Source organism: Streptomyces sp. NPDC007164 (assembly GCF_040634135.1).
Lineage (GTDB): Bacteria > Actinomycetota > Actinomycetes > Streptomycetales > Streptomycetaceae > Streptomyces > Streptomyces sanglieri.
The window spans coordinates 205,385-216,325 of the sequence record NZ_JBEYFB010000005.1 but is presented as its reverse complement, the minus strand read 5'-3'; the positions used below and the strand labels follow the sequence as shown (position 1 = coordinate 216,325).

10 protein-coding genes are annotated in these 10,941 nt (G+C 72.8%); 7 read left to right on the top strand and 3 right to left on the bottom strand.

The genetic code is table 11. The features are described from left to right. Positions 1–17: 17 nt before the first annotated feature. Positions 18–1,463 carry a helix-turn-helix transcriptional regulator gene (locus ABZ622_RS11160; RefSeq protein ID WP_360542084.1) on the bottom strand — a complete coding sequence of 482 codons (1,446 nt, stop codon included), beginning with the start codon at positions 1,461–1,463 and terminating at the stop codon, positions 18–20. A 709-nt stretch (positions 1,464–2,172) separates the two neighbouring features. Between ABZ622_RS11160 and ABZ622_RS11155 the strand changes: the two genes are divergently transcribed. From ABZ622_RS11155 to ABZ622_RS11135, 5 genes are all read left to right on the top strand, one after another. After that, positions 2,173–3,129: a DUF3048 domain-containing protein gene (locus tag ABZ622_RS11155; RefSeq protein ID WP_360542083.1), complete on the top strand. Its 957-nt coding sequence runs from the start codon at positions 2,173–2,175 to the stop codon at positions 3,127–3,129. Between the two features lie 190 nt (positions 3,130–3,319). Further along, the gene (locus ABZ622_RS11150; protein ID WP_360542082.1) at positions 3,320–3,982 is read left to right on the top strand and encodes a DedA family protein; all 663 of its coding nucleotides are present in this window, start codon (positions 3,320–3,322) and stop codon (positions 3,980–3,982) included. Between the two features lie 95 nt (positions 3,983–4,077). Further along, positions 4,078–5,295, top strand: coding sequence for a histidine kinase (locus tag ABZ622_RS11145; RefSeq protein WP_360542081.1), 1,218 nt, complete (start codon positions 4,078–4,080; stop codon positions 5,293–5,295). Further along, entirely contained in the window at positions 5,295–5,930 is a 636-nt protein-coding gene (locus ABZ622_RS11140; RefSeq protein ID WP_360542145.1) for a response regulator transcription factor, read from the top strand. The genes ABZ622_RS11145 and ABZ622_RS11140 overlap by 1 nt, the downstream gene beginning before the upstream one ends. A gap of 249 nt (positions 5,931–6,179) precedes the next feature. Continuing rightward, the gene (locus tag ABZ622_RS11135) at positions 6,180–7,508 is read left to right on the top strand and encodes a geranylgeranyl reductase family protein (protein ID WP_360542080.1); all 1,329 of its coding nucleotides are present in this window, start codon (positions 6,180–6,182) and stop codon (positions 7,506–7,508) included. 79 nt (positions 7,509–7,587) lie between these two features. On the opposite strand, the gene ABZ622_RS11130 is transcribed toward ABZ622_RS11135, so the two are convergent. Continuing rightward, positions 7,588–8,385 (bottom strand): LysR family substrate-binding domain-containing protein, encoded by a 798-nt coding sequence (locus ABZ622_RS11130; protein ID WP_360542079.1) that lies wholly within the window; start codon positions 8,383–8,385, stop codon positions 7,588–7,590. A gap of 58 nt (positions 8,386–8,443) precedes the next feature. Between ABZ622_RS11130 and ABZ622_RS11125 the strand changes: the two genes are divergently transcribed. Beyond that, a complete protein-coding gene (locus ABZ622_RS11125) occupies positions 8,444–8,848 on the top strand; it encodes a DUF5997 family protein (protein WP_360542078.1) in 405 nt (134 codons plus the stop codon). Positions 8,849–8,904: 56 nt separating this feature from the next. Here the strand turns inward: ABZ622_RS11125 and ABZ622_RS11120 are convergent, their stop codons facing one another. Beyond that, positions 8,905–9,417, bottom strand: coding sequence for a nucleoside deaminase (locus ABZ622_RS11120; RefSeq protein ID WP_360542077.1), 513 nt, complete (start codon positions 9,415–9,417; stop codon positions 8,905–8,907). A gap of 134 nt (positions 9,418–9,551) precedes the next feature. Here ABZ622_RS11120 and ABZ622_RS11115 point away from each other — a divergent pair, with 134 nt between their 5' ends. Then, entirely contained in the window at positions 9,552–10,772 is a 1,221-nt protein-coding gene (locus tag ABZ622_RS11115) for an MFS transporter (protein WP_360542076.1), read from the top strand. Positions 10,773–10,941: the final 169 nt, after the last annotated feature.

Sequence of the window (10,941 nt, the reverse complement as noted above, 5' to 3'; positions counted from 1 at the left end):
GTCCCGCCTCCGGCGCGTCAGCGGACGACGGCCGCCAGCCTGCGGGTGAAGTCGTCCGTCTCCGGCCGGTTGTCGCGCCGGGCGGCCAACCGGGTGTGCAGGCCGCGCAGTTCCTGCCCGAGCAGCGTCGACGCGGTGACCTCGGTGGTGTCCAGGACCGGTCCGGCGATGGCGATCGCCGCCTGCGGGTCCTGGGCGCAGGCGTGGGCGTCCGCCATCCGTACCTGGAACAGCATCCGCGCCGAGTGCATGCCCGGCGGGAGCAGACCGAGCGCGGAGCGGGCCGCGCCCACCGCGCGCAGCGCCAGCCGGCGGTCCCCGGTCGCCGCCGCCAGGTCCCGCAGCGCCCCGGCGGCGCCGGACTCCACCCGCAGGCGCACGGAGGCGACGGACAGCCAGGGCGCCTCCGTCTCGTCCTGTTCGCCGACCCGGTCCAGCTGCGACCAGGCACGGTCGATGTGGGCCAGGGTCTGCCGGGCGTCGCCCCGTACCGCGTGGCCGCGCGCCAGGTACAGATCGCTCATCGCACCCGCCCAGTACCGGCCTGCGGCGGCCTGCCGGATCGCGCCCCCGTAGGCGAGGGCGGACGGGCCGTCGCCCTCCAGCCGGGCCAGGGTGCTCATGTCGCTGAGCGCGGCCACCTCCGTTCCGACATGACCGGCCAGCTGGGCCCAGACCAGCGAGCGGTCGAGCCAGGCCATCGCCGTCGCGTTGCGGCCCCACAGCAGTCGCAGGCAGCCGGCGGACTGGGCGTACTCGGCCGCCAGGGGCGCGAGTTGACGCTGGTGGGGCGCTGCGGGCAGGGCCATCCAGCGGAGCATCGCGTGCAGGGTGCGCTCCACCACCGCGGTCGCTCCGGGCCAGGCACGCTCCTCGTCGGCCCGCAGGCAGACGGCGAGGAGCGCCGTCAACGCGTGCACCGTGTCGATGTCCAGTGCGGGGCGCGACGCGTCGGCCGGACCGAGCGAGCAGAAGGCGGAGTGCAGGGCGATGACATCGGCGAGCACCGGGACGGTGCAGCCGTCCCGGCCGTGCACCGGGCACATCAGCCCGTAGCTGGGCAGCCTGCTGGGCAGGACGGTGTCCGGCGGCAGCATCGCGAGCAGGGTGCCGCCCGCGGGTTCCCCGGGCAGTGGGCCCTGCCGTGCGGGGGCCGGTGCGGGGGGTGTTCCCACGCCGTCCTCGCCCGCGCGGCCCGCTCCCTCGGCCTCGGCCGCCTCGCAGGCGGCGAGCAGGGCACCGTCCGCCGCCATCAGCTCGTCCAGCCTGCGGGCCAGCGGGAGCGGGGTCCTGCGGGTGCCGTGCTCCAGTTTGCTGATGGCGGTGTGGTCGTAGCCGACGCGGGCCCCTACCTGGGCCTGGGTGAGCCCGGCGCGCCTGCGCCACTGGCGCAGCCGGGTGCCGAAGGCTCGCCATGCCTCCGCGGTGCGGGCATCGGGCGCCGGGCCCATGCCCTCGGTCACCCGGAACTCCTCGGAGCCCCACCGGATTCCCCACCCGTGCCATTGCCGTGCTCATGGCTCATAGCCGGGAAGGATAGCGAGCGCGCGGGCGCGCTGTCCTCTGTGCGGCGGGAAGACGGCGCCGCCGCGCAACTCCCTTGCCCGGACGGCCGGTCAGGAGGGGCCGCCCGACCACCCGGGTCCGGTCCACCGGGCGGTCTCGGACAGCCCCGGCGAAGACCATGCCCGCGGCTGCCGGGACGGCCGGAAGGAGACGGCGGCGAAGGTAGGCACCGGCCGGGGACCCGGGCCGTGCGGAGCGGTGCGGCAGGCCCGAGTTCCGCACGAGGTACGTCGTCCCGGTGGCCGGTACGGAGTGATCCGGCCGGGCGACCCCATGGCCGGAAGATTCACGCGGGGGCCGCATGAACGGGTCGCGCGCCGGGCATATGACGGGAACCAACAGGGGGTGGTGGCAATGGGCCGCATCAGGATCGTCCGACGACCGCAGGTTCCGTCCCGCCCGCCGCCCCTCGATCTGAGGACCCCGTCGGGCCGCCCGTTGCCGTACTGAGCTCGGAGTCCGGCACCTCGCCGTACGTCGCCGAGCACCGCCCGGTCCGGTGGGAACCCCTGGCGCGCCCTTCTGCGCAATGATGGGCAGGGACCGTCGCGGCGGGCGGCCGCAGCCGCAGGCGTCGCGTCGGCCGACTCGGAAGGGGCGGCCGTCATGCACTCATTCGGTACGCGGAGGCCGGGCGCCGCATCAGCGGTCGCGCTGGCACTGCTGGTCGCCGCACTGGCGGGATGCCAGGGCGGCGGAACGACTTCCGCGCCGGGCAGCTCCGAGCCGTCCACGCCCGCCGGATCGCGCGCCCATGTCCTCGCCGTGAAGATCGACAATGTCGGTCCCGCCCGCCCGCAGACCGGGCTCGACAAGGCGGACATCATCTATGTGGAGCAGGTCGAGGCCGGCCTCAGCCGTATGCTCGCCGCCTATTCGTCCCGGCTGCCGGGCGTGGTCGGCCCGGTGCGCAGCGCCCGGGAGACGGACCTGGAGCTGCTCCGCCAGTTCGACCGGCCGACGCTCGCGTTCTCCGGGGCCCAGTCCAAGCTCCTTCCGGCCATCGCGGCGGCCCCACTGGATCCGCTGACCCCCGAGACGGATCCGGACGCGTACTTCCGGGGCAGTGACCGCGCCGCGCCGCACAACCTCTATCTGCGCCCTGCGCGCGCCTCGCACACCACCACCGGCGTGAACGCCGCCGAGGACGTCGGGCTGCGATTCGCCGCCGCCCTGCCGGGCGGCAAGCCCGTCGCTGCTCGCACGGTGCGCTATCCGGCGGCGCGCTTCTCGTTCACCTGGTCGGCCGAGCGGAGTCGGTGGCTCGTCTCCATGGACGGCGCCCCGGCCCGCACGGCGGACGGGACCCGGCTCGGCGCGGCCGATGTGGTGGTGCAGTACGTGACGGTGCGCCCCTCGCTGTATCAGGACCGGTGGGGCAGTAAGTCCCCGTTCACCGAGACGGTCGGTTCGGGCTCCGCCGTGGTGCTGCGCAACGGCAAGGAGTACGACGTCGGGTGGTCGCGCCCGGCGGCCGATGCGGTGACCTCCTTCACCACGCGGGACGGCGAGCGGATGACCTTCGCCCCGGGCCAGGTCTGGATCGTCTTCGCGTCGAAGTGACCCGACAGGCGAGTACGGCCGACTCTTCGCCACGAAACCTCGGTTACGGAAAACCGGAGGGTGGCGGGTGCGGAGAACCGTATGCGGTGCGGCGGCAATCCTCGTACCGGTGCCGGTCGCCGGTTCCTAGCGTTGCCGGTGAGGCGCTGCGGACTTCTCGCGCCTCACCACAACGGCCAGGAGTCAGTTCATGGATCTCGTCATTCTCGGTCTCCCCCAGGAACCCGCGGGCGGTGTCGCCGGCTGGGCGGCCGACCTCGTCGACACCATGGGAGGTCCGGGTGCCGGCCTCGCCATCGCCCTGGAGAATCTCTTTCCGCCACTGCCCAGCGAGGTCATTCTCCCGCTGACCGGGTTCGCGGCGGGGCAGGGTGTCATCGGTCTGGCCTCCGCACTGTTCTGGACCACGCTGGGTTCGGTGGTGGGGGCGGTGGTTCTGTACTGGATCGGGATGCTCTTCGGCCGCGAGCGGATGCACGCGATCTGGGCGAGGCTTCCGCTGGTGCGGGGTTCCGATCTGGAGCGTACGGAGCAGTGGTTCGCCAGACACGGCACCAAGGCCGTCCTGCTGGGACGCATGGTGCCGATCTTCCGCAGTCTCATCTCCGTGCCGGCCGGTGTGGAGCGCATGTCGCTGCCGCTGTTCGTGGCGTTGACCGCCGTGGGCAGCCTGCTGTGGAACTCGGTGCTGGTGATGGCCGGTTACTGGCTCGGCGACCGCTGGGATCTGGTGGAGGCCTATGTCGGGTTCCTGTCCAGGGCCGTGCTCGTCCTGGTCCTGGTGGCCTTCGCCGGTTACGTGACCGTGCGGCTTCGTTCCGGCGGCCGGGCGCAGCACCGCCGGGTTCCGTGAGCCGGGCGGCGAGGCCCCGTACGTCGTCGGTCGCACCCGTCGCCCGGCCGGAAGGATCTTGCCGTGCACCCGCCGCGCGGCTAGCCTCGGCAACCGTGCAGGGGGACTTCGCGGACGGTACGACCGGCCGGCTGCCGGAGGTGCCCGGTCCGCGGCACGACGGGGCGGGCGCGCCGGTGACTCACCCGTGTCCGTGGCCCCGCAGGGCCGCGGGCGCCCTGCTCGGCTGCTGCACCGCCGTGTTCGGGCTGCTGTATTTCGCCGTGCCGGGCGGGTTGTCGCTGCCGTTCGTGCTGTGGCCCCGTACCCGGCCGCGTGCGCTGGCCCTGCTGACCGCCGGGGCTCGCGGGCTCACCGGGCTGGAACGGGTCCGCCGCAGCCTCTTCTTCGGCGATGTGTTTCCCGCCCACCAGACCCGGGACCGGGATGTCCTTCGCCATCTGGCCGCCCGCACCTGCGCGGGCACACTGTTCGCCGGGGTGCTGGCGCTGCTGGGATACGGGGTCGTGCTCGCCGGACTGCTGGCAGTGGGGGTGGTCCGAGACCCCACCGACTGGCAGGGGCTGCTGCCCCAGGCACTTCTCGGCGGGGTGCTGCTCTTCCTCGACCTTCAAGGGGTCTTCTCGCTGAACGCACTCGACGCCCGGCTGGCCCGCGAGCATTTCGGGCCCTCCGAGCGGGAGTTGCTGGAGCTGCGCATCGCCGAACTCGCCGCCAGCCGGGCCGGAGTGCTCCGGGCGGTGGACGCGGAACGCAGGCGCATCGAGCGCGATCTGCACGACGGGGTGCAGCAGCGACTCGTCGCACTGGCCATGCTGCTGGGCCGGGCCCGCCGCAACCGCAGGCCCGAGCAGGCCGAGTTGCTGCTCCAGCAGGCCCACCGGGCCGCCCAGGAGGTCCTCACGGAACTGCGCGAGGTGGCCTGGCGGGTCTACCCGTCGGCGCTCGACGACCTGGGGCTCGAAGAGGCCCTCGCCGGGGTGGCCCAACGCTGCGGCATTCCCCTGCGCATAGAGTTCTCGCTGCCGCTGCCGCCGCCCCGGCCGGTGGAGACCGCCGCCTACTTCGTGGTCTGCGAGGCCGTGACCAACGCGGCCAAGCACTCCCGGGCGAGCCGCATTCTCGTGCGTGTCCGGGGCGGCGGGGACCGGGTTTCGGTCTCCGTCGAGGACAACGGCACCGGCGGTGCGGATCCGCTGGGCGGCGGCCTTTCCGGGCTGCGCGGCCGGGTGGAGGCGCTGGACGGCCGGCTGTACATCGACAGCCCCTGCGGGGGCCCCACCACGATCACCGCGGAGTTGCCGTGCGCGTAATGCTCGCCGAGGACTCGACCCTGCTCAGGGAGGGCCTGGCCCTTCTGCTCGCCGAGGAGGGCCATGAGGTCCTCGCCTCGGTGGGCGACGGCGACTTGCTCGTCCGGGCGGTGGAGGCGGACCGGCCGGACCTCGTCGTCGTCGACATCCGGATGCCGCCGACCCACACCGACGAGGGGCTGCGGGCCGCGCTGGAGATCCGCGAGCGGTGGCCCGCGGTCGGTGTGCTGGTGCTCTCCCAGCACGTGGAGCGCAACTACGCGGTCCGGCTGCTGTCCCAGAATGCCGAGCGGGTCGGCTATCTGCTCAAGGACCGGGTCGCGCAGGTCGACGAGTTCCTTGAGTCGCTGGAGCGGATCCACGCGGGCGGGGCGTCCATCGACGCGGAGGTCGTACGGCAGTTGGTGGTGCGGACCACGCATGCCGATCCGTTGGCCAGGCTGACTCCCCGGGAGCGCACCGTGCTGCAGGAGCTGGCGCAGGGCCGGAGCAACGCCGCCATCGCGCAGCAGCTGCACCTCTCGCTCAGTTCGGTCGAGAAGAACCTCAACTCGGTCTTCGAGAAGCTGGATCTGCCGCGCGCCACCGGCTACAGCAGACGGGTGCTCGCGGTGCTGCGCTATCTGGAGTCGTAGCGGCAGTGCCGCCCTGAATTCCGGAAGTCCGAGGACGACCGGGGCCCGACATCACCAGCACGGTGTTCCTTCACCGAGCGGCCGGTCGGCAGGGGTGGGTTGTCAAGGTTTCAGATGCTCCGCTTCCTGAGGTTCCCTCAGGAGGGTGCCGGATTCCCGGACCGGGTCACACACCGGCCGTCCTTGATCGATGATGAACCGGATGACTGCCGTCCCCGGTACGGCACCGGCTCCAGGAAGGGGTTTCCGATGCGGGAAACGACGCCAGAGCGGTCCGGGCCCAACGCCCGGTCCGGCCACGGCCCGGACGAGGAGGCCCAGGTGATCGTGGTGGGGGCGGGGCCCGCGGGATCAGCGGCGGCCTTCCACCTCGCCAGGGCGGGCGTCGACGTCCTGCTGCTGGAGAAGTCGCACTTCCCCCGCGAGAAGGTGTGCGGGGACGGTCTGACGCCCCGTGCGGTGCACCAGCTCATCAGGATGGGGGTCGACATCAAGGCTCCGGGGTGGACCCGTTCGCGCGGCATGCGCTGGGTGGCCGGGGAGCACCAGGTGCACATCGACTGGCCCGCACTCGGCCGATACCCGGACTTCGGTCTCTCGCGCAGCCGGCACGACTTCGACGACATCCTCGCCCGGCACGCCGTCGCCGCCGGAGCGCGGCTGCGCAGCGGTGTGAAGGTGACCGAGCCGCTGACCGACCGGGCCGGCCGCATCACCGGCGTCACCGCGACGACCACGGCGAAGGAACCCCTGACCTTCCACGCGCCGATCGTGATCGCCGCCGACGGCGCCTCCGCCCGTCTCGCCCTCGCCATGGGTCTCCAGCGGGACAGGAACCGGCAGATCGCGACGGCCGCCCGCCGCTACTACCGCAGCCCCGAGCGCTCCTCGGAGGAGTACCTGGAGCTGTGGGCCGATCTCCGGTTCCCCGGCAGCGATCGCTACCTGCCCGGGTACGGCTGGATCTTCCCCATGGGCGACGGCCGGGTCAACGTCGGCCTCGGCGCGCTGCCGCACCGCCGGCACGGAAAGGCGGACCTGCGCGCCACGCTGGACGAGTGGCTGGCCCGTACCCCCGGGTCCTGGGGGCTGCGCGAGGAGAACGCGGAGGGCCCGGTCCGCAGCGCCGCCCTTCCGCTGGGCTTCAACCGCCATCCCCTCTACACCCGCGGGCTCCTGCTCGTCGGCGACTCCGGAGGCATGATCAGCCCCTGGAACGGCGAGGGGATCGGCCAGGCCATGGAGGCCGGTGAGGTCGCCGCCGAGACCGCGACGCTGGCCCTCGCCCTGCCCCGGGGGCCGAGGCGCGAGCAGGTGCTGCACGGCTACCCGGTCGAGATGAACCGCCGCTGGGGGCGCTACTACCGCCTCGGCAACACGGCGGCCGATCTGATCTTCAGCCGCTCCGGTTTCCAGCCGGTCCTCAACCGTTACGTCATGGGGTCGCCGTTCCTGCTCAACACCCTGGCCCGGCTGCTCACCAATCTCACCGACAAGCCCTCGCACGACCTGGTCGACCACCTGCTCAACGGCGTCGTGCGTCTCGTACCGGAACCGAAGGTGCGACGCAGGCGCTGAGCCGGACCCGGTCCGCGCGGCGAACGCGGACGGTGCACCGGGCGTCGAACGGCTCCTCGGTCCGGGCCGCGGGCGGGCCTCAGGGCCGGCGGCGGGGTTTGCCGCGCTTGGCTGCCTTGGCGCCGGCCGAACCGCTCCGCGGGTTCTTGCCCCCCGGCTTCCCGCCCGACTTTCCGCCCGATTTGCCGGCCGCCCTGCCCGCTGCGGGCTTCCGCCGGGCATCGCCCGTTTCGGCGCGCTTGGCCTTCGGCTGGGCCGGGGTCTTGGGGCGGCCCCGTGTGCTGTTGACGGTCCGGCCCCGGACAATGCCGATGAACTCCTCCACCAGGTCGGTGGTCTCGTCCTCCAGCCATGACAGCGCGACGCGCGATTCGGGGGCGTCCGGCACCGGCCGGTACGTGAGGTCCTTCCGGTGGTGGAGGCGGGCGAGCGACTGCGGTACGACGAGCAGCCCGACTCCCGCCGCCACCAGCTCGACGGCGTCCGCCGTGGTGGCGGGACGCTCGTTGGCCGGCCGCCCCGGGCGGTCCTGCCAGTCGAGGACGTCGTCGAGGGGATGCAGCACGATGTCGTCGGCCAGATCCGCGGCCGGGACCTCGTCGACGGCCGCCATGATGTGGTCCTTGGGGATCACGACCACGGTCGTCTCGGCGTAGAGGGGGATGGCGCTGAGGTCCGTCCGGTCGATCGGCAGCCGTACGAGGCCGGCGTCGGCCGCACGCCCCCGCAGCGCGTCGGACGCCTCGGCGGCCGACACCCCCACGAGGGTCAGCGGGACGCCGGGCAGCCGCTCGTTCCAGATCCGCACCCACTTTCCGGGTGTCACCCCCGGGACGTACGCGAGCCGGAACGAAGGGGTTTCTTCCGAGCTTGTCACTCCGCCAGGTTACCGGCCCTGGTCAGAGGTAGCGCACATGCTCGATACCCTTGTCGGTATGACGTCGCACAAGACCGCCCAGACGATGAAGCCCGCGACCGCGGCAAAGAAGCTGGGTGTGTACCTAGAGGCCACCCCCGCCGAGTTCCAGGAGGGTGTCGTCTCGCGCACCGAGCTGAACGCGCTGCAGACCGATCCGCCCGAGTGGCTGCAGGAACTGCGACGCAACGGCCCGCACCCTCGGCCGGTCGTCGCCGCGAAGCTCGGTGTCTCGATCTCGGGTCTCGCCCGTGGCGGAGTCACCGAGGCCCTCACGACGGAGCAGATCGAGGCGCTGAAGAAGGAAGCCCCCGACTGGCTCCAGCAGGAGCGCACCACCCAGGCCGAGGTCCGTAAGGAATCGGTGCGGATCAAGGAGAAGAACGCGGCCCGCGAGGACCGGGCCGACGACGCGCGCTCCTGAGGAAGCCCGTCCGGGCGAAGCCGCCTGCCCCTGATGCGGGGCGGGCGGGAAAGCCCTCAGCCGTCGTTGGCCACGCCCAGCATCCGGGCGTGCAGCAAGCGGACCTCTTCCGCGAGCGACGGATCGGGTCCCGCCACCGGGATGCCGGGAGCGACGGCATTGATGGGCAGGGCCGCGACCGGACCCGCGTCGAGGCCCCAGCTCCGGTGCCACGCCACGAGTTGGTCGCAGCTCGACGCGTACACGATGCGGCCCAGGCCCACCCAGGCGTGGGCCGCGCTGCACATCGGGCAGTGCTCGCCCGACGTGTAGACGACGCTCGTGCGCCGCTCCTGCGGAGACAGGTTCTCGGCCGCCCAGCGCGCGATCTCGAACTCCGGGTGGCGGGTCGCGTCGCCGCCCCGGACCCGGTTGCGGTCCTCGAAGCGGACCGTGCCGTGCTCGTCCACGAGGAGCGAGCCGAACGGCTCGTCGCCGGCCGTGAGTGCCTCGCGCGCGAGGGCGACGCAACGGCGGAGGAACTCGCGGTCCCCCTCTGTGACAGACTGCGGCTCGTTCACTGTGCTCATGGCATCAGGCTAACAGCCGAGCCTCATTCGGTATACCATTTACGTCACGGTGGGCGGCCTCGTTGCGGCCCTCCTTCGCATGCCGGCCGGCCGCGACAGCCGGTCCGCCGACGGCGTCACGGAGGCACGAGCCAGTGAGGAACGCTCCGGCGAAGAGCGCCGCGCGGGAAACGGTCTGGAACGCACCGGGCATGCCCGCCCTGCTGCTCCTGACGGCGACGGGCTTCTCGGGGTTCGCGGTGCTGCTGCCGACCGCGCCGCTCTGGGCCGTGTACGGCGGGGCCGATGCCGCCGGCGCCGGTTCGGTCAACGCCGTCCTGATGCTCTGTACCGTGTTCGCCCAGTCCCTGGTTCCGACGGCGATACGACGTCTCGGCTGGCGTACCACGCTGGTCTGCGGGATGGTCCTGCTCGGTGTTCCCTCGCTCCTGCATCTGCTGTCCGCGCAGCTCGGCGCGGTGCTCGCCCTCGCCGCGGTGCGCGGACTCGGGTTCGGGGTGCTCACGGTCTGCGGCGCCGGTGCCGTCGCCGAACTCGTCGAGCCCGCGCGGCGCGGGCAGGCGATCGGTGCGTACGGTCTGGCGATCGCCGGGCCGCAGTTCATCCTGGTGTCGACGGCACCGTGGGCCGCGCAGAACCTCGGCTTCGGGGTCGTGTTCGCCATCGGCGCGCTGCCCCTGCTCGGCGTGGCTCCCGCGCTCCGGCTGGCCCGCCGGCTGGACGCCCGCCCGGCCGGGGCCGGGAACACGGCCCACCAGGACGCCGTGCGGGACAAGTGGGCCGCGTACCTTCCGCTGCTGCGGCCGATGCTGCTCCTGCTCGGGGTCACCACGGCGGGTGGCGCCCTGATCACCTTCGCCCCGCAGATGAGCGACGACCCCACCGCGACGCTGGCCGGACTGCTGCTCCTGACGGGGACGGCGGCCCTCTCCCGCTGGCGGTTCGGGGCGCTGGCCGACCGGTACGGGACGGGGCCGTTCCGCTGGCCGCTGGTGATCGTCACGGTGGTCGGGCTCACCCTGACGGCCTGGGCCGTGACCACACCGGGGACGACGGACCCGGTCCCACTGCTGGCCGGGATGGCCCTGGTCGGGGTCAGCTACGGCGGGCTGCAGAACCTGACCCTGGTCGACGCCTTCGCCGCCGTCGACAACCGGTCCAGCGGTATCGCGAGCGCCGTGTGGAACGTCGGGTTCGACGCCGGTACGGGAGTGGGCGCCCTCCTCGTCGGATATCTGGCGACGGGGGCCTCGTTCTCCGTGGCGCTCATGGCCATGGCCGTGCTCTCCCTGGCCACACTGCCGCTCGCCTTCGCAGCTCGGCGCGGCGCCGGCACCCGCCGGCCGACCGACTGACACCGAACTATTTGGTATACCGTTACCTCATGGCTCATGTGATACTGACGAACGTCCGCCCCTGGGGTGCGGCGCCCGTGGACATCGTGGTGTCCGGCGCCGAGATCCTCTCCGTAGTGCCCGCCGGAACGGCGGACGGCGAGGATGCCCGCCTCGACGGTGGCGGTCT

Coding starts and splice junctions, on each gene's coding strand:
- ABZ622_RS11155 (WP_360542083.1), top strand. CDS start 2,173: ATGCACTCATTCGGTACGCGGAGGCCGGGCGCCGCATCAGCGGTCGCG.
- ABZ622_RS11150 (WP_360542082.1), top strand. CDS start 3,320: ATGGATCTCGTCATTCTCGGTCTCCCCCAGGAACCCGCGGGCGGTGTC.
- ABZ622_RS11140 (WP_360542145.1), top strand. CDS start 5,295: ATGCTCGCCGAGGACTCGACCCTGCTCAGGGAGGGCCTGGCCCTTCTG.
- ABZ622_RS11135 (WP_360542080.1), top strand. CDS start 6,180: ATGCGGGAAACGACGCCAGAGCGGTCCGGGCCCAACGCCCGGTCCGGC.
- ABZ622_RS11125 (WP_360542078.1), top strand. CDS start 8,444: ATGACGTCGCACAAGACCGCCCAGACGATGAAGCCCGCGACCGCGGCA.
- ABZ622_RS11120 (WP_360542077.1), bottom strand. CDS start 9,417: ATGAGCACAGTGAACGAGCCGCAGTCTGTCACAGAGGGGGACCGCGAG.